This window comes from Blastococcus xanthinilyticus, from assembly GCF_008124835.1.
Taxonomy (GTDB): Bacteria; Actinomycetota; Actinomycetes; order Mycobacteriales; family Geodermatophilaceae; genus Blastococcus; species Blastococcus xanthinilyticus.
This window is the reverse complement of sequence record NZ_VNHW01000003.1, coordinates 331,322-357,689: the sequence shown is the minus strand read 5'-3', so window position 1 is coordinate 357,689 and position 26,368 is coordinate 331,322. Positions and strand designations below refer to the sequence as shown.

26 protein-coding genes are annotated in these 26,368 nt (G+C 74.8%); 18 read left to right on the top strand and 8 right to left on the bottom strand.

Going from position 1 to position 26,368, the window contains the following annotated elements; all coding sequences use genetic code 11:
* Window positions 1-175: 175 nt before the first annotated feature.
* The 3 genes from BD833_RS06930 (at window position 176) to purU (ending at window position 4,187) form a co-directional block, all read left to right on the top strand.
* Window positions 176-1,777, top strand: coding sequence for a tannase/feruloyl esterase family alpha/beta hydrolase (locus BD833_RS06930; protein WP_166532369.1), 1,602 nt, complete (start codon window positions 176-178; stop codon window positions 1,775-1,777).
* Window positions 1,778-1,902: 125 nt separating this feature from the next.
* Window positions 1,903-3,063, top strand: a complete 1,161-nt coding sequence (locus BD833_RS06925) for a 5-methyltetrahydropteroyltriglutamate--homocysteine S-methyltransferase (RefSeq protein WP_166532368.1) — start codon at window positions 1,903-1,905, stop codon at window positions 3,061-3,063.
* Between the two features lie 251 nt (window positions 3,064-3,314).
* Window positions 3,315-4,187: a formyltetrahydrofolate deformylase gene (gene purU / locus BD833_RS06920; RefSeq protein WP_166532367.1), complete on the top strand. Its 873-nt coding sequence runs from the start codon at window positions 3,315-3,317 to the stop codon at window positions 4,185-4,187.
* Window positions 4,188-4,543: 356 nt separating this feature from the next.
* On the opposite strand, the gene BD833_RS06915 is transcribed toward purU, so the two are convergent.
* The 3 genes from BD833_RS06915 to BD833_RS06905 all read right to left on the bottom strand — a co-directional run bounded on the left by BD833_RS06915 (window position 4,544) and on the right by BD833_RS06905 (window position 5,746).
* Complete coding sequence (locus BD833_RS06915) at window positions 4,544-4,873, bottom strand: hypothetical protein (protein ID WP_166532366.1); 330 nt, start codon at window positions 4,871-4,873, stop codon at window positions 4,544-4,546.
* Between the two features lie 79 nt (window positions 4,874-4,952).
* Window positions 4,953-5,357: a hypothetical protein gene (locus BD833_RS06910; protein WP_166532365.1), complete on the bottom strand. Its 405-nt coding sequence runs from the start codon at window positions 5,355-5,357 to the stop codon at window positions 4,953-4,955.
* 188 nt (window positions 5,358-5,545) lie between these two features.
* Window positions 5,546-5,746 (bottom strand): hypothetical protein, encoded by a 201-nt coding sequence (locus tag BD833_RS06905; RefSeq protein ID WP_166532364.1) that lies wholly within the window; start codon window positions 5,744-5,746, stop codon window positions 5,546-5,548.
* Between the two features lie 145 nt (window positions 5,747-5,891).
* Here BD833_RS06905 and BD833_RS06900 point away from each other — a divergent pair, with 145 nt between their 5' ends.
* The 12 genes from BD833_RS06900 to BD833_RS06845 all read left to right on the top strand — a co-directional run bounded on the left by BD833_RS06900 (window position 5,892) and on the right by BD833_RS06845 (window position 18,237).
* A complete protein-coding gene (locus tag BD833_RS06900) occupies window positions 5,892-7,970 on the top strand; it encodes an elongation factor G-like protein EF-G2 (RefSeq protein ID WP_166532363.1) in 2,079 nt (692 codons plus the stop codon).
* Between the two features lie 116 nt (window positions 7,971-8,086).
* Entirely contained in the window at window positions 8,087-8,752 is a 666-nt protein-coding gene (gene clsA, locus BD833_RS06895; protein ID WP_166532362.1) for a cardiolipin synthase ClsA, read from the top strand.
* Window positions 8,749-9,645: a DUF881 domain-containing protein gene (locus tag BD833_RS06890; RefSeq protein ID WP_243737498.1), complete on the top strand. Its 897-nt coding sequence runs from the start codon at window positions 8,749-8,751 to the stop codon at window positions 9,643-9,645. The genes clsA and BD833_RS06890 overlap by 4 nt, the downstream gene beginning before the upstream one ends.
* 4 nt (window positions 9,646-9,649) lie before the next feature.
* Entirely contained in the window at window positions 9,650-9,982 is a 333-nt protein-coding gene (locus tag BD833_RS06885) for a small basic family protein (protein WP_166532361.1), read from the top strand.
* The gene (locus BD833_RS06880; protein WP_166532360.1) at window positions 9,979-10,788 is read left to right on the top strand and encodes a DUF881 domain-containing protein; all 810 of its coding nucleotides are present in this window, start codon (window positions 9,979-9,981) and stop codon (window positions 10,786-10,788) included. Before BD833_RS06885 ends, BD833_RS06880 begins: the two co-directional genes overlap by 4 nt.
* 54 nt (window positions 10,789-10,842) lie before the next feature.
* Window positions 10,843-11,247: a glycine cleavage system protein GcvH gene (gcvH, locus tag BD833_RS06875; protein ID WP_166532359.1), complete on the top strand. Its 405-nt coding sequence runs from the start codon at window positions 10,843-10,845 to the stop codon at window positions 11,245-11,247.
* A 265-nt stretch (window positions 11,248-11,512) separates the two neighbouring features.
* Window positions 11,513-12,028 carry an oxoglutarate dehydrogenase inhibitor Odhl gene (gene odhI, locus BD833_RS06870; RefSeq protein ID WP_166532358.1) on the top strand — a complete coding sequence of 172 codons (516 nt, stop codon included), beginning with the start codon at window positions 11,513-11,515 and terminating at the stop codon, window positions 12,026-12,028.
* Window positions 12,029-12,104: 76 nt separating this feature from the next.
* The gene (gene ftsR / locus BD833_RS06865) at window positions 12,105-12,839 is read left to right on the top strand and encodes a transcriptional regulator FtsR (RefSeq protein WP_208092389.1); all 735 of its coding nucleotides are present in this window, start codon (window positions 12,105-12,107) and stop codon (window positions 12,837-12,839) included.
* 119 nt (window positions 12,840-12,958) lie between these two features.
* Complete coding sequence (locus BD833_RS06860; RefSeq protein ID WP_166532357.1) at window positions 12,959-13,447, top strand: bifunctional nuclease family protein; 489 nt, start codon at window positions 12,959-12,961, stop codon at window positions 13,445-13,447.
* 229 nt (window positions 13,448-13,676) lie between these two features.
* Window positions 13,677-14,246, top strand: coding sequence for a MerR family transcriptional regulator (locus BD833_RS06855; protein ID WP_166532356.1), 570 nt, complete (start codon window positions 13,677-13,679; stop codon window positions 14,244-14,246).
* Window positions 14,247-14,492: 246 nt separating this feature from the next.
* Window positions 14,493-17,555 (top strand): aminomethyl-transferring glycine dehydrogenase, encoded by a 3,063-nt coding sequence (gene gcvP / locus BD833_RS06850; RefSeq protein ID WP_208092388.1) that lies wholly within the window; start codon window positions 14,493-14,495, stop codon window positions 17,553-17,555.
* A gap of 64 nt (window positions 17,556-17,619) precedes the next feature.
* Window positions 17,620-18,237, top strand: a complete 618-nt coding sequence (locus BD833_RS06845; protein WP_166532355.1) for a DinB family protein — start codon at window positions 17,620-17,622, stop codon at window positions 18,235-18,237.
* On the opposite strand, the gene BD833_RS06840 is transcribed toward BD833_RS06845, so the two are convergent.
* Window positions 18,234-18,437 (bottom strand): DUF5999 family protein, encoded by a 204-nt coding sequence (locus BD833_RS06840; protein WP_166532354.1) that lies wholly within the window; start codon window positions 18,435-18,437, stop codon window positions 18,234-18,236. The genes BD833_RS06845 and BD833_RS06840 overlap by 4 nt on opposite strands.
* A 191-nt stretch (window positions 18,438-18,628) precedes the next feature.
* Entirely contained in the window at window positions 18,629-19,591 is a 963-nt protein-coding gene (gene coaA, locus BD833_RS06835) for a type I pantothenate kinase (RefSeq protein ID WP_166532450.1), read from the bottom strand.
* Between the two features lie 113 nt (window positions 19,592-19,704).
* Here coaA and BD833_RS06830 point away from each other — a divergent pair, with 113 nt between their 5' ends.
* Window positions 19,705-20,517, top strand: a complete 813-nt coding sequence (locus BD833_RS06830) for a GNAT family N-acetyltransferase (protein WP_166532353.1) — start codon at window positions 19,705-19,707, stop codon at window positions 20,515-20,517.
* 13 nt (window positions 20,518-20,530) lie between these two features.
* On the opposite strand, the gene BD833_RS06825 is transcribed toward BD833_RS06830, so the two are convergent.
* Window positions 20,531-21,442, bottom strand: coding sequence for a serine hydrolase (locus tag BD833_RS06825; protein ID WP_166532352.1), 912 nt, complete (start codon window positions 21,440-21,442; stop codon window positions 20,531-20,533).
* A 110-nt stretch (window positions 21,443-21,552) separates the two neighbouring features.
* Window positions 21,553-22,098, bottom strand: coding sequence for a YbhB/YbcL family Raf kinase inhibitor-like protein (locus tag BD833_RS06820; RefSeq protein ID WP_166532351.1), 546 nt, complete (start codon window positions 22,096-22,098; stop codon window positions 21,553-21,555).
* 203 nt (window positions 22,099-22,301) lie between these two features.
* On the opposite strand from BD833_RS06820, the gene BD833_RS06815 reads away from it, so the two are divergent.
* Both BD833_RS06815 and BD833_RS06810 read left to right on the top strand, forming a co-directional pair.
* Window positions 22,302-23,045: a beta-phosphoglucomutase family hydrolase gene (locus tag BD833_RS06815; protein WP_166532350.1), complete on the top strand. Its 744-nt coding sequence runs from the start codon at window positions 22,302-22,304 to the stop codon at window positions 23,043-23,045.
* The gene (locus tag BD833_RS06810) at window positions 23,042-25,408 is read left to right on the top strand and encodes a glycoside hydrolase family 65 protein (RefSeq protein ID WP_166532349.1); all 2,367 of its coding nucleotides are present in this window, start codon (window positions 23,042-23,044) and stop codon (window positions 25,406-25,408) included. Before BD833_RS06815 ends, BD833_RS06810 begins: the two co-directional genes overlap by 4 nt.
* Before the next feature lie 113 nt (window positions 25,409-25,521).
* Here BD833_RS06810 and BD833_RS06805 read toward each other — a convergent pair whose 3' ends face one another.
* Window positions 25,522-26,226, bottom strand: a complete 705-nt coding sequence (locus BD833_RS06805) for a M50 family metallopeptidase (protein ID WP_166532348.1) — start codon at window positions 26,224-26,226, stop codon at window positions 25,522-25,524.
* Between the last annotated feature and the right edge of the window lie 142 nt (window positions 26,227-26,368).

Genomic DNA, 26,368 nt, shown 5'->3' with positions numbered 1-26,368 from the left:
GAACGGCATCCGAGACGCTTGTCGCGGACGGCCTGCGACGGGCGGGCCTGTGGCCCACGTCACCGTCCGGTGAGGATCTGCCCCGTCGGAAGCCCACGGCTCGACCGGCCAGCGCGTCGGCGCCGTCGGACTGCTCGACGGACCCGTCCGAACGTCCCGGAGGAGAACCACGCCCATGCGATCACGTCCACACCGGGGACACGGGCGCGCGACGCTCGCGGCCCTGGCCACCGCGGCGTCGAGCCTCGTGCTCATCGCCCCCACCGCGCAGGCGGCGCCCGGCCCCCGGGGCGGCGAGCCGCAGCCGGTTCCCCCGGTCATGGCCTGCGCGGACCTCGCGGACCTGCAGCTGCCGGGCACGACCGTCACGGCGGCGGTGCCCGACGCCGGCGACGCCACCACCCCGGCCTCCTGCCGGGTCACCCTCACCGTCGAGGACCCGGAGGACGACGGCGTCGTCACCGTCTGGGTGTACCTGCCCCAGGACACCTGGAACGGCCGCTTCCAGGGCGTCGGCGGCGGCGGCTTCTCCGGCGGGAGCGCCGAGCGCCTGATCGCGCCCCTGACCGCCGGCTATGCCGCGGCGGCCACGGACGCCGGGCACGAGGGTTCCGCGGGCACCTTCGGGCTCAACCCCGACGGCACCCCGGACTGGGCCGCCCGGGAGGACTTCGGGCACGAGGGCGTGCACGACATGACGGTCACCGCCAAGGCCGTGATCTCCGCCTACTACGGGCAGGACCCGGCGTACTCGTACTGGAACGGCTGCTCCACCGGCGGCCGGCAGGGCCTCATGGAGGCGCAGAAGTACCCGGACGACTACGACGGCATCCTGGCCGGCGCACCGGTGATCAACTTCCCGGAGATGCAGACGGGCCAGATCTGGGGCCAGATCGTCATGCTCCAGGAGGACAACCCGGTCCCGGCGTGCAAGTTCGAGACCGCGCTGGCGGCGGCGGTCGAGGCGTGCGACACCGTCGGTGACGGCATCGTGGACGGCGTCATCGGCGACCCCTTCGCCTGCGACTTCGACCTCGCGACGCTCGTCGGCACGGAGACCCCGTGCGGCGTGATCACCGCCGAGGACGTCGCGGTCATGCAGCGCAGCCACGAGGGGCCCCGGGGCACCGACGGCCGCTTCCTCTGGTACGGGCTGCCCTACGGCGCCCCCTACGCGGGCCTGCACGACGTGACCCTGGACCCGGACACCGGCCGGCTGGTGGGCAACCCGTTCATCTACGACATCTGGTGGCTGCGGTACTTCGTGGCCGACGACCCGGAGCTGGACTGGCGGACCATCGACTACCCGGAGTTCGAGCGGCTGTTCGACGAGGCCGTCGCGCGGTACGGCGACATGATGGGCGCGAGCGACCCGGACCTGTCGGAGTTCCGCAGGAACCACGGCAAGATCCTCATGTGGCACGGCCTCGCCGACTTCGGCGTCACCGTGAAGGGCACGATCGACTACTTCGAGCGGGTCGAGGACGAGCTCGGCCCGGGCCGCACCCGGCAGGTGCTGCGGCTGTTCCTCGCACCGGGCGTGGGGCACTGCGGAGGCGGGGCCGGGGCGCAGCCGAGCGACCCGTTCAGCGCGCTGGTCACGTGGGTGGAGGACAACCGGCCGCCCAAGACCCTCGACGCGGTGACCGCCGACGGCGGCGAGCGGCCGATCTGCATGTACCCCTACGTGGCCCGGTTCGTCGGCCGGGGCGACCCGGGTGACGCGGGCCGGTACCGGTGCGTGCCGGCCACCCGGATGGAGCTGCGCCAGCCGTGACGGCAGCAGCCGGATGACCCCGGCCCGGTTCCGGCGGATCCCGCCGGAACCGGGCCGGTTCCCGCCGGGCACGATGAGCGCCGACGCGCGCCCCGGCGTGCATGCGACGACGACGAGGAGACGCAGTGCTCAGTCCGGCCGACCGCCCCGTTCCCGGCACCCCGGGGGATCCGTCGGGGCCGCCCTTCCGCGCCGACCACGTCGGCAGCCTGCTGCGCCCTGAGCGGCTGCTCCGCGCCCGCGCCGACCGGGCGGCCGGGCGGATCGACGCCGCCGAGCTGCGCGCCGTCGAGGACGAGGCCGTCGCCGACGCCGTCCGCATGCAGCGGGACGCCGGGCTGCGGACCGTGACCGACGGGGAGTTCCGCCGCGCCACCTGGCACATGGACTTCATCTACGCCATCGAGGGGATAAGCCGGGTCGACGGCGAGGGGCGGCCGGTGCACTTCAAGAACGCCGACGGCACCATCGACTGGGCGCCGGCCGGCCTGCACGTCGACGGGCCGGTGTCGATCGGCGAGCCCATCTTCGGCGACCACCTGGACCACCTGCGGAGCGTCGCGGCGCCGGAGCAGATGCCGAAGCTCACCATCCCGTCGCCCTCGATGGTCCACTACCGCGGGGGAGCGGCCTCGATCGACCCGGCCGTCTACCCCGACGAGGACGCCTTCTGGGCGGCGCTGTCGGCGGCCTACGCCGACCAGATCCGGGGCGTGGCCGCGCGGGGCTGCCGGTACCTCCAGCTGGACGACACCAGCCTGGCCTACCTCAACGATCCCGCGCAGCGCGCCGAGATCGCCGCCCAGGGGCGGGACGCCGAGCACCTGCACGAGCGCTACATCCGCCAGGTGAACGCCGCGCTCGCCGACCGGCCGGCGGGCCTGACCGTGACCACGCACCTGTGCCGGGGCAACTTCCGCTCCTCGTGGGTGGCCGAAGGTGGCTACGACTTCGTCGCCGAGGCGCTCTTCGGCGGGCTGGACGTCGACGGCTTCTTCCTCGAGTACGACGACGAGCGCTCCGGCGGTTTCGCGCCGCTGCGGTTCGTGCCGCCGGGCAAGCGGGTGGTGCTCGGGCTGGTGACGACGAAGCGTCCCGAGCTGGAGTCCAAGGACGACCTCAAGCGGCGGATCGACGAGGCCGCCCGGTACGTGCCGCTGGAGCAGCTGTGCCTGTCGCCGCAGTGCGGGTTCTCCTCGACGGTGGAGGGGAACGCGCTCACCCTGGACGACCAGCAGGCCAAGCTGGACCTGGTGGTGGAGACCGCCGCGGAGGTGTGGAGCTGAGCGGCCGGTCGCGCCGGGTCCACGCACCTGGCCTACGTCGATTGTCGCAGCCGACCCGACATCTCCTGCCGCTCAGGGGAGGTCATCTGCGGCATTCGCCGGACGTGACGCACGCCATAGGTTCTGGATGGTCCCGCGCCCGGCGGACCGGCCCGGCCGGTCCGCCGCCGGCCGTCGGCCGCCCCGGAGCTGCCGCGGGCGGCCCGCCGGCCCGTGGGACCCATCGGTAGCAACCCGTAGGAGGAGGAGTGATGACGCGGCCGGCCGAAGGTCAGCACGGCGTCCTGGTGCTGTCCTGCCAGGACGCGCCGGGCATCGTGCACGCGGTGTCCGGGCTGCTCGTGGAGCAGCGGTGCACCATCGTGGAGAGCCACCAGTTCGACAGCCCGTCGACCGGCATCTTCTACATGCGGGTCGAGTTCGCCCACCTCGACGGGACGTCGCTGGACTTCCCGGCGCTGCGTGCGGCGTTCGAGGAGACCGCCCAGCGGTTCGGCATGTCGTGGCGGCTGGCCGACGCGGCCGAGCGGCAGCGCGTCCTCATCATGGTCAGCCAGTACGCGCACTGCCTGAACGACCTGCTCTTCCGGAACTCGGTCGGCGAGCTCAACCTCGACGTGGTCGCCATCGTGTCCAACCACCCGACGCTCGAGGGCATCGCCGACTTCTACGGGATCCCCTTCCGGCACATCCCGGTCACCCGGGACACCAAGCCCGAGGCCGAGGCGGCGCTGCTGGACATCGTGCGCGAGGAGCAGGTCGACCTGGTCGTCCTCGCCCGGTACATGCAGATCCTGTCCGACGGCCTGTGCCGGGAACTGGCCGGCCGGGCCATCAACATCCACCACTCGATGCTGCCCAGCTTCAAGGGCGCCCGCCCGTACCACCAGGCGCACGCCCGGGGGGTCAAGTTCATCGGGGCGACGGCGCACTACGTCACCGCCGACCTGGACGAGGGCCCGATCATCGAGCAGGAGATGCTCCGGGTGAACCACTCGCTGAGCCCCGACGGGCTGGCCGCCCGGGGGCGGGAGGCCGAGACGCGGGCGCTGGCGCACGCGGTGCGCTGGCACACCGAGAACCGCGTCGTGATCCACGGGAACCGGACCGTCGTCTTCGAGTGACCGGGTGACCGGGGTGCCGGGACCACCGGCACCCCGTCCCCGGGGACGCGCTCTCCGATCGACCGTTATCCCCAACAACCGCGCATCACGAGCGACGGCGGACCACCGCAGCGACGAGGGAGGGGCCCGGCCGCGGGGTCAGCCGGAGGTGGGTTCGGCAGCAAGATGGGATCGTTTCACCCCGTCGTGTTGATGTTGCTCAACGTCGCGGGGAGAGGGATGGCTGGCAACCCTTCGGCGAGCTCGACGAGGAGGGCAACCCCGGCCCGGTCCGGCGGCACCACCCCGCCGAGCCGCGGAGGACGCGAGGCTGGCGGCTCGTCATCCGGTAGCCCGGCACGGTCTCCAGTCCCAGGTCACCACGAGCGCTGGGTCGGCGGCGCGTGATGAGTCGTGGCCGAGGTGCTGCTCTTCCGCGGTTCAGGAAGAGGCAGGGGCACCACGTGGTACGCCTTCACCGCCGAGCTGGTCCGCATTCCTCCGGCGATCCGCTGGGCGTCGGACTCCGAGGAGAAGCGGGTCGCCTGGGACTCCCTTCCCCATCGCTCAGGTGGCCGGCCTTGGTCGTCGCGATACCGGTCGTCGCGGAAGTAGTACGACCATGAGCCGTCAGCGAAGCGTGCGACGACGCCGTACTCCTGCGGGGGCCGGCCGCCGCCCTTCGGCTTCTTCTTCTCCTTCGACACGCGCCTCTCCTCGGCGACCTCGTCGTTCTGCTGCTGCTGCTGCTGCGGCGGCTGGGTGGAGGACCGCCTGCGCGACCAGTCAGCACGACTCCTCGATGATGAGCAGCAGGCGGCGCTCGTCGTCCCTGAACTCCCCGGCCTGGAAGTCGGTGAAGTCGCCCGGGGCGCGGATCACGGGCTCGCGCAGGTAAGGGCGTATCCGCTGCCACAGCGCATCCCTGTCGGCCGGCGCGACTTCGGTCGGCGCGGCGGGCCCGTAGAACAGCAGGATCTTGGCCTGCGGCGACCCCAGCAGGTGCTCCACGCGCTTGGCGGGGGTCTGCCAACGCTCGCCGCGGAGCCGCCATCGCGTGCCGGCGGCATCCACCCACTCGCCGTCGCGAATCGGTGACGGCCACTCGACCACGCCACCGCCGGAAGCGCTCGGCTCGACGGCCTCGCCCGGCGGGGCGGGCTGCTCCCGCTGCTTCCGTCGCTTGCTCATCGCGCCATCGTGCCTGCCCCACGCAGTCGGCACTCATCAACGAACGCCGTGTCGCTGATGACCCCGACCTGGTCAGGCCTGCCTCCATGCGACGCACCTGCGGCTGCCACAGTTCACTCCGCAGGCGACCCGGCCACTTCGGAACGGCGTCGCGACGTACGCACGTCCGGCCCACCTTGCTGCCGAACTCAGCCGGACGTGATCCGGAGGCAGTCCGGGCAGGGATCGGCCGACTCGCGCCCGCGCGGGCCGTCCCAGCGTCCCTGGACGACCCCGACCGAGGCGCCGCAGACCGCGGCCCACGGCGCGGGAAGATCGGCGGTGCTGCGGAGGACCGCGTGCGCCCGGCCGGTCGCCTGGTCCCGGCCGGCGGCGTGATCGCTCGTCATGGACCCAGCATGCTGCCCCGGGCGTGCGGCCAGGGCGACGGGGTGGCGCAGCGGCCGGCTCCGGGGTGCCGGGGACTTGTCCGACGACCCGTCCGCGCGGCAGGCTGTGTGACGCAGCACACACCAGCCACCCCGGGAGGGCGCCGTGGGCAAGGACATCCCTCCGGCTCCGGCCCCGCGTCCTCCGGAGCAGGTGCGGAACGTGGCGCTGGTCGGCCGGGCGGGCGCGGGCAAGACCACGCTGGCCGAGGCCCTGCTGGCGGCCACCGGCGCGGTGGCCCGGGCCGGCCGGGTCGAGGACGGCACCACCTGCCTCGACGCCGAGGAGGTGGAGATCCGGCAGCAGCGGTCGGTCTCCCTCGGCGTGGCGGCGGTCGAGCACTCCGGCCACCGCCTGACCCTGCTCGACACCCCCGGTTCGCCGGACTTCGTGGGGGAGCTGCGCGCCGGGCTGCGGGCCGCCGACGCGGCGCTGTTCGTCGTCTCCGCGGTCAGCGGCGTGGACGCCGGCACCGTGGCGCTCTGGGAGGAGTGCGCCGCCGTCGGGCTGCCCCGGGCGGTCGTGCTCACCCAGCTCGACCGGCCCCGGGCCGACGCCGACGACGCGGTCCGGTCCTGCCAGCTGATGCTGGGGGAGGGGGTCCACCCGCTGCACCTGCTCGACCGCGGCCCCGACGGGGCGGTGCGGGGGCTGCTGTCGCTGCTCGAACCGCACGTCGAGACAGGAGCGGGCGGGAGCCCGGACGCCGATCGCCTCCGCGGCGAGCTCATCGAGGGCATCATCGGCGAGAGCGAGGACGAGACGCTGATGGAGCGCTACCTCGCCGGTGAGGAGCTGTCCGTCGCCGACCTCGTGGCCGACCTGGAGACCGCGGTGGCCCGTGGCCACTTCCACCCGGTGCTGTGCGTCGCGCCGCTGGCCGGCGTCGGCGTGACCGAGCTGCTCGACCTGCTGGTCGCGGCGTTCCCGTGCCCGGCCGAGCACGGCTGCCCGCCGGTCACCCGCCCGGACGGCTCGCCGGCGCCGCCCCTGGCCTGCGACCCCGCCGGCCCGCTGGTCGCCGAGGTGGTGCGGACGACGACCGATCCCTACGTCGGCCGGGTCTCGCTGGTCCGCGTGTTCTCCGGGACGCTGCGGCCGGACACCGCCGTGCACGTGTCCGGGCACGGCATGGCCGACCGCGGGCACCCCGACCACGACGCCGACGAGCGCATCGGCGCCCTGTCCTCCCCGCTCGGCGCGGCCCTGCGCCCGGTAGCGGCCTGCCCCGCGGGGGACATCTGCGCGGTGAGCCGGCTGGCGACCGCGGAGACCGGTGACACCCTGAGCGAGCCGGGCGACCCCCGGCTCGTCCCGCCCTGGCAGCTGCCCGTCCCGCAGCTGCCCGTGGCGGTCGAGGCCGCCTCCCGCACCGACGAGGACCGCCTGGCCACCGCGCTGGCGAGGCTCGTCGCGGAGGACCCGACCGTCCGGCTGGACCGGCGGGGCGACACCGGCCAGCTCCTGCTGTGGTGCGTGGGGGAGGCGCACGCCGAGGTGTTGCTGGACCGGCTGCGCACCCGGCACGGCGTCTCGGTCACGACCGTGCCGGTGCGGGTGCCGCTGGTGGAGACGCTCCGGGGGCCGGGGCGGGTGACCGGCCGGCACGTCAAGCAGTCCGGCGGGCACGGGCAGTACGCCGTCGTGGTGGTCGAGGGGGAGCCGGGGCCACCCGGCTCCGGGATCGTGTTCGACCAGCGGATCGTCGGGGGGACGGTGCCCACCCAGTTCCACGGCAGCGTGGAGAAGGGCATCCGCGCCCAGGCGCAGCGCGGGGTCGACGCCGACCGGCCGGTCGTCGACATCCGGGTGACCCTGGTCGACGGCAAGGCGCACTCGGTCGACTCCTCCGACGCCGCGTTCCAGGCCGCCGGGGCCCTCGCCCTGCGGGAGCTGGTGGCGGCGGTGGGCACGCGGGTCCTGGAACCGTGGTGCGAGGTGGCGGTCCGGGTGCCCGGCGAGCACGTCGGCGCGGTGATGAGCGACCTGTCGTCCCGCCGCGCCCGGGTGACCGGCACCGAGGCCGAACCCGACCGGGACCTCACCACCGTGCGGGCCGAGGTGCCCGAGGCCGAGCTGCTGCAGTACCCCGGCGTCCTCCGGTCGCTGACCCACGGGACGGGCAGCTTCGAGCGGCGCCCGCTGCGCTACGAGCCCGCCCCGGCGGCGGCCGTCCCCGCCTGAGGTCGCCCGGCGGCCGGGCGGTCCCGTCCGGGGGGGCTCGCCGCGCGGGCGCGTGGTGGGAGGCGGGGGGTCCTTCTACTAGCCTCGGCCCCGGTGGTGCAGGGGCTGGAGGGAACGTGACGTCGTCGAACGGGTCGTCGGCGCCCGCACCCGTACCCCGGGCCGGGTCCACGCCCCCCGTGCCGGACCGCGACGCGCTCCCGGAGCGGACCTGGACGCTGCCCAACGCCCTGTCGGTGCTGCGGCTGCTCGGCGTGCCGCTGTTCCTCTGGCTGCTGCTCGGCCCGGAGGAGGACGGCTGGGCGCTGGTCGTGCTCATGGTCTCCGGGTTCACCGACTGGGCCGACGGCAAGCTGGCCCGCTGGCTGGACCAGAGCAGCCGGCTGGGGGCGCTGCTGGATCCCGCCGCCGACCGCCTCTACATCGTCTCCACGCTGGTGGCGCTGGCCTTGCGCGAGGTGGTCCCGGTGTGGCTGGTGGCCCTGCTCCTCGGCCGCGAGCTCGTGCTCGGGATCACGCTGCTGGTGCTGCGGGCGCACGGGTACCCGCCGCTGCAGGTGCACTACCTCGGCAAGGCCGCCACGCTGCTGCTCCTCTACGCCTTCCCGGGCCTGCTCATGGCCGTGGGCGACGGGCTGCTGGCCACCGTCGCCGCGCCGTTCGCCTGGGCGCTCACCATCTGGGGCACCGCGCTGTACCTGCTGGCCGGGCTGTTCTACGTGATCCAGGCGGTCGGCCTGCTGGCCGCCGACCGGGCGGCCGGCGCCGGGAGCCGGCGGTGACCGGCGGGCGCGCCCCCGGCGGCGTGCGGTCGCTGGGGGCCTCGCTGCTCGACGACGTCCTCGCCGAGACCCTCGACCCCGCCTACGCGCAGGCCGCCGCGGCCCGGGCGGCGCGCGGCACCCCGCCGCGCCGGGGGCGGGTGCTGCTCGGCGTCACGATGGCCGGAGCCGGCCTGCTCGCCGCCGTCACCTACGGCCTGGCCGCCGACCGGGCGCAGGGCCGGCAGGAGATCCGCGCCGCGCTGGTCCGCGACATCCAGGACGAGTCCGCCCTCGGCGACGAGCTGGCCGGCCAGCTCGAGACGCTGCGCGCCGAGGTCACCCGCACCAGCGACGACCTGCTCGCCGCGACGGCGGTGGGTCAGCGCGCCCGCGACGCCCTGGCGCGCGCCGAGCAGGGCACCGCCGGCGTCGCCGTCACCGGGCCGGGGCTGCTCGTCACCCTCGCGAACGCCGACGCCGACGCCGACGACGACCCGGTCGGCGGCACGACCGAGGAGGACCCGCTGGGGCGGGTCCAGGACGGTGACCTGCAGCGCGTGGTCAACGCGCTCTGGGCCGCCGGCGCGGAGGCGATCAGCATCAACGGGCAGCGCCTGGGGCCGACCAGCGCCATCCGGTTCGCCGGGGAGGCGGTGCTGGTCAACTTCCGGCCGGTCACCGACCCGTACGAGATCAGCGCGATCGGCGACCCCGACGAGCTGGCCAACTCCTTCCTCCTCAACCCGCTGGTCCGGGCCCTGGCCGAGGACTCGATCAACTTCGGACTCCGGTTCGAGTTCGCCAAGGAGGAGGAGCTGTCCCTGCCCGCCGCCAGCCCGCCCGAACTCCGCTCCGCCCAGCCGCTCGACCCCGGCGGGGCGACCGGTACCGAGCCCACTCCCGGAGGCTGACGCCGTGATCCCGATCCTCGGCCTCGCCGTCGGTGTGCTCCTGGGGCTGCTCTTCGACCCCACCGTGCCGCTGTGGCTGCAGCCCTACCTGCCGATCGCCGTGGTCGCGGCGCTCGACGCCGTGTTCGGCGGCCTCCGCGCCCGCCTCGACGGCATCTTCGACGCGAAGGTCTTCGTGATCTCGTTCGTGTCCAACGTGGTGGTGGCCGCGCTGATCGTCTTCCTGGGCGACCAGCTCGGGGTCGGGGCGCAGCTGTCGACGGCCGTCGTCGTGGTCCTCGGCATCCGCATCTTCGGCAACGCGGCGGCCATCCGGCGGCACGTCTTCCGCGCATGAGCGACCCCGAGGGGCCGGTGCCGACCGGTCCGGCGGGACGACCGCCCGGCGGGGACGGGACGCCGCCGCCGGCCGACGACGGGACGGCGCCGCCCGGCGCCGGCACGGCGTCGGCGCGCCGCCGCCGTGACCGGCTGGCCGCCGCGCTCATCGGCGTGCTCACGCTGCTGCTCGGGTTCGCCCTGGCGGTGCAGGTGCGCAACGCCGACGAGGCACAGCTGCTGGCCGGTGCCCGCGAGGAGGACCTGGTGCGCATCCTCGACGAGCTGGGCAGCCGGGAGGACCGGCTGCGGGAGCAGATCTTCGAGCAGCGGGCGGCGTTGCGGGAGCTCACCGGCTCCGGCAGCCGGACCGGCACCGCGCTGGAGGAGGCGCGCAGCCGGGCCGAGGCCCTCGGCATCCTCGCCGGCTCGCTGCCCGCGCAGGGGCCCGGGATCACCCTCACCGTGCGGGACCCCTCCCGGGAGGTCGAGGCGTCCAACCTCGTCGACGTCATCCAGGAGCTGCGCGGCGCCGGCGCGGAGACGATGCAGGTCGACGACGTCCGCATCGGCCCCTCTAGCGCCATCAGCGGCACCGCGGGCCGGCTGCGGGTCGACGGCACGCCGCTGCAGGCGCCGTACGACTTCGTGGTGCTCGGCGAGCCGCAGGACATGGAGACCGCCATGAACATCCCCGGCGGGATCGTGCAGACCATCGAGCGGATCGGCGGCGACGTCGAGATCGCGCAATCGCCCGCGCTGGTGGTGGACGCGTTGCGGCCGCTGGACCGCCCTCAATACGCTTCGCCCGCAACCGGTGACTGAACGAGGACCTCGGTGCCCCGCACCGCGGCCACAGCGCTCTTGGAGACCCCACACATGGCAACACCCGACGACCGCCGCTACACCGACCAGCACGAGTGGGCGATGGTGCAGGGCACCGACGGCACGTCGACCGTCGTCCGGATCGGCATCACCGACCACGCGCAGGACGCGCTGGGCGACATCGTCTTCGTGCAGCTGCCCGAGGTCGGCGCGGAGGTCGCACCGGGGACGGCGATCGGCGAGGTGGAGTCCACCAAGTCGGTGTCGGACTTCTACGCGCCGGTGACCGGCGTGGTCGCCGCGGTCAACGACGCCCTCGCCGACACGCCCGAGACGATCAACGCCGATCCCTACGGCGCGGGCTGGCTGGCCGACATCGCCGTGCCCGGGGAGGGCGGCGACCCGATCGGTCAGCTGCTCGACGCCGACGCCTACCAGGCGCTGGTCGACGGCTCGTAGCCGGGGCCACCGGGAGGCTGCTCCCCGCCCCGATCACTATGATCGCGCTGGTGCCGGGAACGGTGGGGGACCGCAGGGGAACCTGCCAGCCCCGGCTCCGCGCCTCCGGTTGACCCTCGGGCCGACCGGCTGGTTCCATGACCCACGGTCCGCCGCCCTCCCGCGGAGGCCGACCCACGGAGGGCCACCCGGCCTCCCGTCCGCCGGCCGCCCGCGGCCCGTTCGAGGCCCCGCGGCGGGCCCCTCGCACCGGAGGAGACGCAACGTGCACTGCACTCGATGTGGCCACGAGAACCCCGAGGGCAGTCGCTTCTGCGCGCAGTGCGGTGCGGCGCTCGCCCCCGAGCGGATCGGCGAGGCGACCAGCGTGATCCCGAAGGTCGGCGGTGAGGACTCCGGCGACCAGCCGGAGGTCACCGAGAGCGCCGACGCGCACGCCGGTGCGGTCGAGTCCCTGCCGGCCGGGTCGGCCCTGCTGGTGGTCAAGCGCGGGCCCAACGCCGGCAGCCGGTTCCTGCTCGACCAGGACGTCACGACGGCCGGCCGGCACCCCGACAGCGACATCTTCCTCGACGACGTCACCGTCAGTCGGCGGCACGTGGAGTTCCACCGCGAGGGCGGCGGCTTCTCCGTGCACGACGTCGGCAGCCTCAACGGCACGTACGTCAACCGCGAGCCCGTCGACGTCGCCACCCTGGCCGGTGGCGACGAGGTGCAGATCGGCAAGTTCCGGCTGGTCTACCTGACCGGGCCGCGCACGGGCGAGCCGGCCGCTCGCTAGTGCACCGTCCGGCACTGCTCGGCAGGAGCGGACCGCGGCCCGGGGACCCACGACGGGATCCCGGCGAGAGAGGGGCGTGACCGCCGTGCCCGAGCGTGAGCGCGCGCTCGGGGACGCCGGCGACCAGCACGCACCACGCCTGACCATCGGCGAGGTGCTGGCTGTGCTGCGCGACGACTTCCCCGACGTGACGATCAGCAAGATCCGGTACCTCGAGTCCGAGGACCTGGTCCACCCGCAGCGGACGCCGTCGGGCTACCGGAAGTTCTCCCGGGCCGACGTCAGCCGGCTGCGGTACGTGCTGACCGCCCAGCGGGACCACTACCTGCCGCTGCGCGTCATCAAGGACCACCTGGACGCGCTCGACCGCGGCGAGCCGCTGCCCGGATCCACCGGTGGGTCGGCGCCGCTGCCCCCGGCGTCGACCGACGAGGACGCGGCGGCCCCGCTGACCGCGGAGCAGTTCGCCCGGGCCGCCGGTCTGGAGCCGGAGCAGCTGGCCGACTGCGTGCAGTTCGGCCTGCTGTCCACCGACGCGGCGGGCCGGCACCCCGTCGCGGACCTGCCGATCGCCCGGGCGGCCGCGGGCCTCGCCCGGCACGGCGTCGAGCCGCGCCACCTGCGGGTCTACCGCAGCGCGGTCGAGCGGGAGGCCGGGCTGGTCGAGCAGCTGGTCGCTCCGGTGCTCCGGGCGCGTTCGGAGGAGGCGCGCACCCGGGCCACCGAGAAGCTGCGGGAACTCGCCGCGCTGTCCGCGCAGCTGCACACGGCGCTGCTCGAGACGCGGCTGCGCGACCTCCTGCGGCCCTGACCGCGGGCGTACCGTGGACCCGTCGCAGTCCGGGTCCGACCGGCGTACCGACGAGTCGCCGGCGCCGTCACACCAGTTCGTCCCGCCCGAGTCCGGGCCGCAGCCGAGGGAGCCGCACCGTGCAGGAGCTTCGAGTCGTCGGCGTCCGCGTCGAACTGCCCGGCAACCAGCCGATCCTGCTGCTGAAGGAGACGCAGGGGGAGCGGTACCTGCCCATCTGGATCGGGGCCGTCGAGGCGGCGGCGATCGCCTTCGAGCAGCAGGGCGTGCGCCCGGCCCGCCCGATGACCCACGACCTGCTGCGCGAGGTGGTGCGGACGCTGGGTGCCGAGCTCGAGGCGGTCAACATCACCGAGATGCGCGACGGTATCTACATCGCCGAGCTGGTGTTCGGCGACGAGCGGGTGGTCAGCGCCCGCCCCTCGGACGCCGTGGCCCTGGCGGTACGCACCGGGGCGCCGATCTTCGGCGCCGACGACCTGCTCGACGAGGTCGGCATCGAGATCCCGGACGAGCAGGAGGACGAGGTGGAGAAGTTCCGCGAGTTCCTCGACCAGATCTCCCCGGAGGACTTCGGCGCCGGCTCGGGATCCGGCGGCTCCGCCTAGCCGGTGGCCCGGCGCCGGCGACCGGGGGCCATCAGGTACCTATCGGCAGGCCGCGGCCGCACATCACCCGAAATGGGGCGGGTGTGGCGACACGCCGCCCCGCTCAGTTGACCGGCCCCGGTGCCCGGCTTACCGTCGGCGAACAACAACGGTGTGACACCTGAGGTCACTCAAGGTGCCGAACCGTCGACCTGCCGCAGGCGTGGTGGGACTGAGGAGGACGCTGGACGTGAGCGACCAGGGCAACGGCTCGCAAGGTCAGCTGTTCAGCGACGCCGCCGTCGGGGCACCGCAGTACGACGAGGTCGACACCGACCTCGTCGGCTACCGGGGCCCGACCGCCTGCGCCGCTGCCGGCATCACCTACCGCCAGCTGGACTACTGGGCTCGCACCGGCCTGGTCGCCCCGTCGGTGCGCAGCGCGACCGGATCGGGCACGCAGCGGCTGTACTCCTTCCGCGACATCCTCGTCCTCAAGGTCGTCAAGCGGCTGCTGGACACCGGCGTCTCGCTGCAGAACATCCGCAAGGCCGTCGACCACCTGCGCCAGCGCGGGGTCAAGGAGCTGGCCAACGTCACGCTCTTCTCCGACGGCGCCACCGTCTACGAGTGCACCTCCGCGGAGGAGGTCGTCGACCTGCTCGCCGGTGGCCAGGGGGTCTTCGGCATCGCCGTCTCCGGTGCGCTGCGGGAGCTCTCCGGCGAGCTCGCCGAGCTCCCCGCCGAGCGGATCGACGGCGGGCAGGTCGTCCCCTCCGACGACGAGCTGTCCATGCGCCGGCGCCGCCGCGCTATGTGATCTGTCGTCCTCCGGACGACCACCGCGGCCACGTGCCGTTCCCCCTCTGCGTGGAGCTCTTCTCCGTCCTCTCCTCGGGGGACCCTCCGGGCCCCCGCTCGTCGGGCCGGCCTCGCGGGGCGGCGTGCGTCCCAGCGTCTTCGTCCTGCGTCCCGCCCCTCCTCGGGGCAGCCTCCGGGCCCCCGCTCGTCGGGGCGGCCTCCGGTCTCCCGCTCGTCGGAACGGGTCGCTGGTAGCGTCGCAGCAGTGACCGACCGTGCCGCCGCGGACGGGAGGGCGGGGGCGACCCCTCCGCCGCTCGTCGGGCCGCTGCCCTCGCTGAACGCCCTCCACCCCGCCGGCTCCTTCGCCGGCCGCCACATCGGGCCGCGCCCCGCCGACACCGCGGCGATGCTGGAGGTGGTCGGCCACGGCTCGCTGGAGTCCCTGGTCGACGCCTGCGTCCCCGAGAGCGTCCGGGACCGCGCGCCGCTGGCCCTGCCGCCGGCGGCCGACGAGGCGACCGTCCTGGCGCTGCTGCGCGAGCGCGCCGCGGCCAACGAGGTGTTCACCTCGATGATCGGGCTGGGCTACTCCGGCACCGTCACCCCGCCGGTCATCCAGCGCACCGTCCTGGAGAACCCGGCCTGGTACACCGCGTACACGCCGTACCAGCCCGAGATCAGCCAGGGCCGGCTGGAGGCGCTGATCAACTTCCAGACGACGGTCGCCGACCTGACCGGTCTGCCGGTCGCCGGCGCCTCGATGCTGGACGAGGCCACCGCCGCGGCCGAGGCCATGACGCTGGTCCGCCGGGCGGGCCGAGCCAAGGCCGACGCCGTGTTCGTCGTCGACGAGGACACCCTGCCGCAGACCCTCGGCGTCCTCCGGACCCGCGCCGAGCCGCTCGGCATCCGGCTGCACGTCACCGACCTCTCCGCCGGGTGGCCGGCCGACCTGCCCGAGGCCGGTGCGTTCGGCGTGCTGCTGTCCTACCCGGGCGCGAGCGGCGCCGTCCGCGACCACCGCGCGCTGGTCGCGGCCGCCCACGACGCCGGGGCCTCCGTCGTCGTCGCCGCCGACCTGCTCGCCCTCACGCTGCTCGAGGCGCCGGGGGAGTGGGGCGCGGACGTCGCCTGCGGCACCACCCAGCGCTTCGGCGTCCCCATGGGCTACGGCGGCCCGCACGCCGGCTACCTGTCGGTGCGCGAGGGCCTGGCCCGGCAGCTGCCCGGCCGGCTGGTCGGCGTCTCGGTCGACGCCGACGGCGACGTCGCCTACCGGCTGGCGCTGCAGACGCGGGAGCAGCACATCCGCCGGGAGAAGGCGACGAGCAACATCTGCACCGCCCAGGTGCTGCTGGCGGTGATGGCCGGCGCCTACGCCGTCTACCACGGGCCCGAGGGCCTGACCGGCATCGCCGCCCGCGTGCACCGCAGCGCGACCACCCTGGCCGGGTGGCTGCGCGCCGGTGGCCTGGAGCTGCGGCACGCGTCGTTCTTCGACACGCTCGAGGTGTCGGTGCCCGGCCGGGCCGGCGAGGTCGTGGCCGCCGCGGCGCAGCGGCGGATCAACCTGCGGCGGGTCGACGCGGACACCGTGGCCGTCGCCTGCGACGAGACGACGACGCCGGAGATCCTCCGGGCGGTCGCCGCGGCCTTCGGCGTGGCCGCCGACGACGCGCTGCTCGACGACGAGGGCGCCGACGCGCTCCCGGCGGAGCTGCGCCGCCGGACGCCGTTCCTCACCCACCCGGTGTTCTCGGCCCACCGCTCCGAGACGGCGATGCTGCGCTACCTGCGCTCGCTGAGCGACAAGGACCTGGCGCTGGACCGCACGATGATCCCGCTGGGCTCGTGCACGATGAAGCTCAACGCGGCGACCGAGATGGCCGCCATCACCTGGCCGGAGTTCGCCGGCCTGCACCCCTTCGCGCCCGTGGAGCAGGCCCGCGGCTACGCGCAGCTGATCGAGGAGCTGTGCTCCGGGTTGGCCGAGGTGACCGGGTACGCGGCGGTGAGCGTCCAGCCCAACGCGGGGTCGCAGGGCGAGTTCGCCGGCCTGCTGGCCATCCGGGGCTACCACCGCTCCCGGGGCGACGAGCAGCGCGACGTCTGCCTCATCCCCAGCTCCGCCCACGGCACGAACGCCGCCAGCGCGGTGATGGCCGGCATGCGGGTGGTCGTGGTGGCCTGCGACGAGGCCGGCAACGTCGACCTGGCGGACCTGCGCGGCAAGGTGGCGCAGCACGCCGAGCGGCTGGCCGCGATCATGATCACCTACCCGTCGACGCACGGGGTGTTCGAGACCGACGTGCGCGACATCTGCGCCGCGGTGCACGACGCCGGCGGCCAGGTCTACGTCGACGGCGCCAACCTCAACGCCATGGTGGGGCTCGCCCGCCCGGGCCGGTTCGGCTCCGACGTGAGCCACCTGAACCTGCACAAGACCTTCTGCATCCCGCACGGCGGCGGTGGCCCCGGCGTGGGCCCCATCGGCGTCGCCGAGCACCTGGTGCCGTTCCTGCCGGGGCACCCCGTCGTCGGCACCGGCAGCGACGGCCCGGTCGTCTCCGCGGCGCCGTGGGGTTCGGCGGACATCCTGCCGATCTCCTGGGCGTACCTGCGCCTGATGGGCCCCGACGGCCTGACGCGGGCCACCCAGCACGCGATCCTGGCGGCCAACTACGTGGCCACCCGCCTGCGGGAGCACTACCCGGTGCTCTACACCGGCGGGAACGGGCTGGTGGCCCACGAGTGCATCCTCGACATCCGGCCGCTGACCAAGGCGACCGGCATCACCAACGACGACATCGCCAAGCGGCTGATCGACTTCGGGTTCCACGCGCCGACGATGAGCTTCCCGGTGGCCGGGACGCTCATGGTCGAGCCGACCGAGAGCGAGGACAAGGCCGAGCTGGACCGGTTCGTGGCGGCGATGATCGCCATCCGCGCCGAGATCGAGAAGGTCGCCACCGGGGAGTACGACCGCACCGACAACCCGCTCCGCAACGCGCCGCACACGCTGGCGATGCTGGCGGGGGAGTGGGCGCGCCCGTACCCGCGGAGCACGGCGGTGCACCCCGTGCCCGGGCTGCGCGGCCGGAGCTACCTGAGCCCGGTCCGGCGGATCGACCAGGCCTACGGCGACCGCAACCTGGTGTGCTCCTGCCCGCCGCCGGAGGCGTTCGCCGACCCCGAGGCACCGGAGGACGGGCAGCCGGCGGAGCGAGGGACGGCGGCACCGGGCGACGGCACCGTGCCCGGCCGGAGCCAGGGCGCCCCCGACGACCTCGGCACGGCGGCCGACGTGGTGGGCGCCCGGGCGTGATCGACGGCGCCCGCGCGTGATCGACGGGGCCCGGAACGTCGGCGCCCCGTGGCAGGGTGCCGGCATGACCGACGCCCGGACCTCCCTGCGGAGCTATCTGCAGCAGGGCCGCGACACGCTGCTGTGGAAGATGGACGGGCTGTCGGAGTACGACGTCCGCCGGCCGCTCACCCCGACCGGCACGAACCTGCTCGGCCTGGTCAAGCACCTGACCTTCGTCGAGCTGGGGTACTTCGGCCCCGTCTTCGGCCGCCCGGCCCCCGGCATCGAGGCGTGGTTCGACGAGGACGCCGGGCCGAACTCGGACATGTGGGCCACGTCGGCGGAGCGCCGGGCGGACCTCGTGGCCGGGTACCGCGCGGCCTGGGCCCGGTCCGACGCGACGATCGCGGCGCTCGCGCTCGACGCCGCCGGTCGGGTGCCGTGGTGGGGGGACGGCGGCGCCGACGTGACGCTGAACCGCGTGATCGTGCACGTGATCGCCGAGACCCACCGGCACGCCGGGCACGCCGACATCGTCCGCGAGCTGATCGACGGCTCGGTGGGCTTCGACTCGGTGGGCGACAACCTGCCGGAGCAGGACGACCGGTGGTGGCGGGAGTACCGCGACCGGCTGGAGCAGGTGGCTCGCCAGGCGGCGGGGCCGGAGCACCCGGAGCCCGGCGAGCAGCCGCGGGGCTAGGCCCTGGCGAGCTCGGGGGCCAGCCACACGTGGTGGTCGGCGAAAGCCCGGCCGTCGGGCAGCAGCCCGCCGTCGTCGTCGAACAGGACCACACCGTTGCAGAGCAGGCGCCAGCCCTGCTCGGGTCGGCTACGTACCACGGCGGCGAGGTCGCGCGCGTCGCTGGCGGGGTCGGGACAGGGGGTGCGGTGGGTGCACATGGCAGGACATCCGTTCCGCCGGGGAGAAGCCGGCAGTCACTGGTGGTACTCGCCCGATTACCGGACTCTTCCAGTGTCGGCACGACCGGGGGTCGAGGTCACGTGATCCGGGTCACCGAGTCACCCGTCCGGGTCGGCAGTTCCTGCCATGACCGGCCCGCGGCGGGCGCCCGCCGGCGCGCCGCGCCGGTTCACAGCTTGCGCAGCAGCACCCGGCGCACGGAGTGGTCGGCGGACTTCTGCAGCACCAGGCGCGCCCGCGACCGGGTGGGGGCGATGTTGTCGCGCAGGTTCGGCCCGTTCACCGCCGACCAGATGTCCAGGGCCGTCTCCCGGGCCTGCTCGTCGCTGAGACCGGCGAAGCGGTGGAAGTAGGCGGTGCTGTCCTGGAAGGCCGTGCGGCGCAGCGCGAGGAAGCGCTCGACGTACCAGCGCTGGATGTCGGCCTCGGCGGCGTCGACGTAGACCGAGAAGTCGAAGAAGTCCGACAGGAAGATCTCCGGGGCCGAGCCGTCGGTGCGCCGCCCGGCCTGCAGGACGTTGAGCCCCTCGAGGACCAGGATGTCCGGCCGGTCGACGGCCTGCACCTGTCCCGGCACGATGTCGTAGGACTGGTGGTCGTAGACCGGCGCGAAGACCTCCTCGCGGCCGGACTTCACGTCAGCCAGGAAGCGCAGCAGCGCCCGGCGGTCGTAGCTCTCCGGAAAGCCCTTGCGCCCCAGCAGCCCGCGCTCGTCCAGGACCGCGTTGGGCAGGAGGAAGCCGTCGGTGGTGACCAGGTCGACCCGGTGGGCGCCCGGGGTCGCGGCCAGCAGGGTCTGGAGCAGGCGGGCGGTGGTGCTCTTCCCGACGGCGACGCTGCCGGCGACGGCGATGACGAACGGCACCTTGGCGGTGGCGTCGCCGAGGAAGTCGCTCTGCGCCGCCCACAGCCGGCGGCTGGCCGTGACGTGCAGGCTCAGCAGCCGGGCGAGCGGCAGGTAGACCGTCGCCACCTCGTCGAGGTCGATCCGGTCCCCGAGGGAGGCCAGGGTGTCGAGCTCGGCGGCGTCCAGCGGGAGGCTGGTGCCGGCCGCCAGGGCCCGCCACGAGTCGCGGTCGAACACCGCGTAGGGCGAGATGGAGCCACGAGTTCCAGCCGTCACCCGGCCCATGGTGCCGTCTGGCCGTGCGGCGACCTGCGCGCGGGTCACCCGCGGGTGTGGGCGGGGCCGCCGACGGCGCAGCGGAGCACGCGGTGGGGACCGCCGCCGTCTAGGGTCGGGGCGTGCCTTCCCGCCCGGGACTGCTCGAGTGCATCGAGCGGTACTTCGCCGTCGCTCCCCTCCCGGATGCGCGCATCGAGACCGCGGGGGCGCTCGACGTCCCCCTCGCCGACCCGACCTGGCCCTATCCCGCCCGGCCGCGCCGGGACGCCGGCCCGGTGACCGCCGACGACGTCCGCGCGGCGCTGGCCCTGCAGGAGGCCGCCGGCCTGCCCACGGCCCTGGAGTGGGTGCCGGAGTGCTCGCCGGAGGTCGGCGCGGCGGCGCGGGCCGCCGGGATGGCGGTGGAGGAGCTGCCGCTGCTCGTGGCCGACGACGCCGTCGACCTGGTGCTCCCGGCGGGGGTGCGGCTGTTCCTCGTCGGCGCCGACGACCCCGAGCTGCCCTACTACCAGCAGCTGGCGGTCGTCGCGTTCGCCCACCCCGGCGGCGTGGCGGACGTGCACGAGATCCCCGTCGACACCTCTCCGGAGGCCGTCGCGCGCACCGCCGTGCTGCGGGAGCGGATCGCCGGGGGCCGCACGGTCATGGTGGTCGCCAAGGAGAACGGGTCGCCGGTCGCCGTGGGCTCGCACCAGCCGGTCGACATCGACGGCACGGAGGTCAGCGAGATCGTCGGGGTGGCCACGCTGCCGCGGCTGCGCGGCCGGGGGCTGGGCGCCGGGGTCGTCTCCGCGCTGGTCGCGCACGCCCGGGAGACCGCCGACCTGGTGTTCCTCGCCGCCGGCGACGACGACGTCGCGCGGGTCTACGAGCGCATCGGCTTCGCCCGGCTGGCCACCACCGGGGTGGCGGAGCTGCGGGCGGGGGAGTGACCGGCGCGCCGGCTCACCTCCCACCCGGGGAGCCGGTGCCGGCCGCCACCGCGGCCCCGGCCGCGGTGAGCGCGGCCCGCGCGGTCCCGTAGCCGACCGACCGCGGGACCTCGCTGAGCAGGACGACCACCCGGGTGCCGAGCACCGCCACCGAGTGCAGGTGCCGCTGACCGTCCACGCAGCACATCCAGCCCTGCTTGACCGCCGGTTCGCCGGGGAGCGTGCCGAAGAGCCCGAACCGCTGGTCGAAGCCGTCGGCGGCGGCGGGGGTCGCCTCCCGCATCCAGCGCAGGAGCGTCTCCGCGTCGTCCGGGTGGGCGACGACGGGCAGCAGCGCCAGGAAGCGCGCGACGTCCCGCGCCGTGGTGATCGCCTGCCCCCACTGGCCGGGGATCTCGGCGGGCGGGGGGCCGGTGCCGGAGAGGTCGTAGCGGTCGGCCACGGCGCGCACCATCCGGGTGCCGTCGAACCGCACCCAGAGCGCGGAGGCCGCCGGATCGTCGGAGCGGCGGATCATGTCGCGGAGCAGGTCGCGCTCCCCGGCCGAGAGCACCACCGAGCCCGCGCGCGCCCGGGTGAGGATGTCCTCGGCCATGAAGAGCTTCACCAGCGACGCGGTGGGGAGCGGCCGGGCGGCCGCCGGGCCGTTGTCGGAGCCGTAGGCGGCGCGCCGCGCCGTGCTCGCCTCGATCGCCCGGATGCTGCCCTCGGTGGCGCGGACGCGCTGGCGGGCGACCGCCACCGCCAGCGAACCCTCTTCCCCGAAGGCCCGCACGGCGGAGGTGATCGTGTGCTCCGGCGGCGCGCCGCCGGCGCCGGCCGGTCCCGCGCCCGCCAGCAGCAGCACGAGCAGCCCGGCCAGCGGCACCGCGATCCCGGCGACCCGCGCGGGGCCGGCTCGGCGGGGGGCTACTGGATGGTGCACGCCTCAGTTCTGCCCCGCCGGCCGGTTCCGCACGCGCGAGAGGGCGTCCGGCGCCCGCCGGCGGGTGGGCCGTGCCGCTGCGCAGTCGGTTGCCTGCGCAGCGGCGGTCCTCACTCCTGCTCGTACGTCGCGACCAGCGTCGCGCGCGCCAGCGTGTGGAAGAACAGGTTGAACCCGAGCACCGCCGGGGTCGTGTCCGCGTCGACGTCGAGCCGGTCGGTGTCCACCGCGTGCACCACGACGAAGTAGCGGTGCGGGCCGTGCCCGGCCGGGGGAGCGGCCCCCACGAACCCGGCGAAGCCGCCGTCGTTGCGCAGCTGGATCGCGCCGTCGGGCAGCCGGGGAGCGTCCTTGTCCCCGGCGCCGGAGGGCAGTTCGGTCACCGCGGCCGGGATGTTGGCCACCGCCCAGTGCCAGAAGCCGCTGGCCGTGGGCGCGTCGGGGTCGAAGACGGTGACCGCGAAGCTGCGGGTGCCCTCGGGGAACCCCGACCACGACAGCTGCGGCGACCGGTCCTCGCCGCCGGCGCCCATGACGCCGCTGACGTGCGGCATCGGCAGCGCCTGGCCCTCGGACACGTCGCTGCTGGTCACGCTGAAGCCCGGGACCTGCGGCAGGAAGTCGTAGGGGTCGGGCGGGGTGGGCCGGTCGGCCATGGTGGTCCTCTCGTCGGTGGGGACAGGGGTGGATGTCGGGGTAGCGGTGGAACGGGCAGGTCGGATGCGCGCCGTCCCCGTCGGACCCTAGGCAGCCGGGCCCCGGCACGCGCGTCGGCCGCCCGGTGCCGATCCCGCCGCCCGATACCGGACCGCCGCCGTCCCGACACGTGCGCGGCGCCGGGCGCCGGTAGCGTCTCGGCGTGTCCTCTCCGCGATCCCTCGGCCTCCCGGACGGCGTCCGGGCCTGCCTGTTCGACCTCGACGGCGTCCTCACCCGGACGGCGACGGTCCACATGGCGGCCTGGAAGCGCACGTTCGACGACTTCCTGCGCTCCCGCGATCCCGGCGCCGCGGAGTTCACGCAGGAGGACTACAACCGGCACGTGGACGGGAAGCCGCGCGCCGACGGCGTCCGCGACTTCCTGGCCAGCCGCGGCATCGACCTGCCGGAGGGCGAGCTGGGCGACGCCCCGGACGCGGACACCGTGCAGGGGGTGGCCACCCGCAAGAACGAGCTGGTGCAGCAGGAGCTCGAGGAGCACGGCGTCGAGGTGTACGAGGGCTCGGTCCGCTACCTGCGGGCGGTGAAGGAGGCCGGCCTGGCCACCGCGGTCGTGACCGCCTCGGCGAACGGCGAGCAGGTGGTGGCCGCCGGCGGCTTCGCCGACCTGATCGACACCCGGGTGGACGGCGTCGTCGCGCGGGAGCAGGGGCTGGCGGGCAAGCCGGCGCCCGACACCTTCCTCGCCGGGGCCCGCGCGCTCGGGGTGACGCCGGAGGAGGCCGTGGTGTTCGAGGACGCCCTGGCCGGGGTCGCCGCCGGACGGGCCGGCGGCTTCGCGCACGTCGTCGGGGTGGACCGGGTGGGCCATGCCGACGGGCTGCGGGAGTCCGGCGCCGACGTCGTCGTCACCGACCTGGCCGAGCTGCTGGACCGGCCGTGACGGAGGGCCGGGCGGTCTTCCCCGTCGAGCCGTGGGCACTGACCGAGGTGGGGCTGGACCGCGACAGCCTCGGCGTCCACGAGTCGGTGTTCGCCCTGGCCAACGGGCACCTCGGCATGCGCGGCTCGCTGGAGGAGGGCGAGCCGGTCGTCGTCCCCGGCACCTACCTCAACGGCTTCTTCGAGGAACGGCCGCTGCCCTACGCCGAGGCCGGCTACGGCTTCCCCGAGATGGGGCAGACCGTGGTGAACGTGACCGACGGCAAGCTGATCCGGCTCCTGGTCAGGGACTCGCCGCTGGACCTCAACTACGGCGAGGTCGTCGAGCACCGGCGCACCCTCGACCTGCGCGCCGGGGTGCTGCGCCGGTCCACCGAGTGGCGCTCGCCCAGCGGGCGGACGGTGCGGGTGACCAGCACCCGCCTGGTGTCGCTGGCGCGACGGTCGATCGCCGCGATCGAGTACCAGGTGGAGATCGCCGACGACCTCGGTGACCTCTACGTCGCCCTGCAGTCGGACCTGCTGGCCAACGACGACGGCGCGCCCTCCGACGAGGGCGACCCGCGGGCGGCGGCGGCCCTCGCCCGCCCGCTGGAGTGCGAGATCGCCGCCGGGCGGGGCCGCCGGGCCGTCCTGGTGCACCGCACCAAGCGCAGCCGGCTGCGCATGGCCGCCGGCATGGACCACGTCATCCAGATCCCCGACAGCTGCACCGAGGACATCGAGGCCGCCGGCGACCTCGCCCGCTACACCCTCGCCGCCCGCATCCCGCCCGGCGGATCGCTCAAGCTGGTCAAGTTCCTCGCCTACGGGTGGTCCTCGCGCCGCTCCGGCGCCGCGCTGCGCGACCAGGTGGAGGCGGCCCTGGCGACGGCGAAGCTGGCAGGCTTCGAGCGGCTGCTGCGCGAGCAGCGGGAGCTGCTGGACCAGCACTGGGACGAGGCCGACGTCGAGATCGACGGCGACGACGAGCTCCAGCAGGCCGTGCGGGTGGGCATGTTTCACGTCCTGCAGGCCGGGCTGCGCGGTGAGCGGCAGGCCATCCCGGCGAAGGGGCTGACCGGCCCGGGGTACGACGGGCACACCTTCTGGGACACCGAGACCTACGTCCTCCCCGTGCTCACCTACACCGCGCCGCACGCCGCGCGGGACGCGCTCACCTGGCGGCACACCACCCTGGCGCTGGCCCGGGAGCGGGCGCGGGTGCTCGGCCTGCGCGGGGCGGCGTTCCCGTGGCGGACCATCCGCGGCGAGGAGACCTCGGGCTACTGGCCGGCGGGAACGGCGGCCTTCCACATCAACGCCGACATCGCCGACGCCGTCATCCGCTACCTCGACGCGACCGAGGACGACGCGTTCGACCGCGACTACGGCGCCGAGCTGCTGATCGAGACGGCGCGGCTCTGGGCGTCGCTGGGGCACTTCGACGCCGAGCACGGGTTCCGCATCGACGGGGTCACCGGCCCGGACGAGTACACCGCCGTCGTCGACAACAACGTCTACACGAACCTGATGGCCCAGCGGAACCTGCGCGGCGCGGCCGACGCGGTCCGCCGGCAGCCGGAGGTCGCCGGCCGGCTCTCGGTGACGGAGGAGGAGGTCGAGGAGTGGCTGCGGGCCGCCTCCCTGGTGGCGGTGCCGTACGACACCCAGCGCGGCGTGCACATGCAGTCCGACGGCTTCACCCACCACGAGGAGTGGGACTTCGCCGGGACGCCGGAGGCCAAGTACCCGCTGCTGCTGAACTACCCCTACTTCGACATCTACCGGCGCCAGGTGGTCAAGCAGGCCGACCTGGTCATGGCCCTGCACCTGCGCGGCGACGCCTTCACCCTGGAGGAGAAGATCGCCGACTTCGCCTACTACGAGGCCCGCACGACCCGGGACTCGTCGCTGTCGGCCACCCAGCAGGCCGTCGTGGCGGCCGAGACCGGGCACCTGGAGCTGGCCTACGACTACTGGGCCGAGGCCGCGCTCACCGATCTGCAGAACCTGCACCACAACTCCGGGCACGGGCTGCACATCGCCTCCCTCGCCGGGGGCTGGACCGTCGCGGTGGCCGGCTTCGGCGGCCTGCGCGACCACGGGGGAGAGCTCTCCTTCGCCCCGCGGCTGCCGCCGCGCATCCGCCGGTTGCGGTTCCGCGTCGTCTACCGCGGACGGCGGCTGACCGTCACGGTGGAGCCCGAGCGCGCCACCTACCGGCTGGTCGACGGCGACCCGCTGCACATCCGGCACCACGGCCGCGCCGTGCTGGTCGACCACAGCGACGTGGTCCTCGACGTCCCGCCGGCGCCCGCCGTCGAGCCGGTGCGCCAGCCGCCGGGGCGGGAGCCGCGCCGCCGCCGCCGGGCCGCCGGCTGACGGCAGCCGTTCGTCGGCACCCGATCCGTCCGCGCCGTCCGGCGACATCCGGCGACGTCCGGCGGTCTGCGTAGGACCGTTATCCCCAACAACGAACTGACTGTGACCGGGGTTCAGCCGACGAGCCAGCTCGCGCCCAGAACAAGTGCAGCAACATCCACGACCAGGAACGCGCCGACCCAGGCGATCGCCGGCAGCCCGGTCAGGCGGGCCAGCTGGTCGGCGTCGGAGTCCGGAGCGCCACGACGCCGGCGGGCGGCCTGCAGTTCGAGCACCGCTCGCGGCGCCGCGAGCAGGAGGAACCAGGTGGCCAGCGCGGCGAACGCGGACTGACCGACCGGGGGGAGCCACCAGGTGGCGGCGAAGACGACCCCGCCGGTCAGGAGGACCGACCAGAGCCCGTACCAGTTGCGGATCTGCACCAGCAGCAGCGCGAGGAGCAGCAGCAGCGCCCAGAGCAGCCCGACGGCGTGTCCGGCCGCGTAGAGGGCCGCGGCACCCAGGCCGAACAGCGCCGGGCCGGTGTAGCCGGCCGCGCAGGTCAGCACCATGCCGGGGCCCGACGGGCGGCCCGCCGAGACGGTGAGGCCCGAGGTGTCCGAGTGCAGCCGGATGCCGGCCAGGCGGCGGCCGGCGGCCGCCGCCACCAGCCCGTGGGCACCCTCGTGCGCGATGGTCACGACGTTCCGGCTGAGGCGCCAGAGCTCGGGGACCAGCACCAGCAGCGCCGCCGCGGCCGCCGCGCCCAGCAGGACCGGCGTCGTCGGCTCGGCCGCGGGAGCGGTGACCCGGTCCCAGAGGTCGACCGCGCCCGCCACGCGGAGGAGTCAACCGCACGCCCGGGGGAGCAGGCGGGAGGCCGGGCGGGTGGGGGAGCGCCGGACCCCGCGCCCGCCCGCTCAGCGCCCGCCCACTCAGCGCCCGCCCACTCAGCGCCCGCCCACTCAGCGCCCGCCCGGC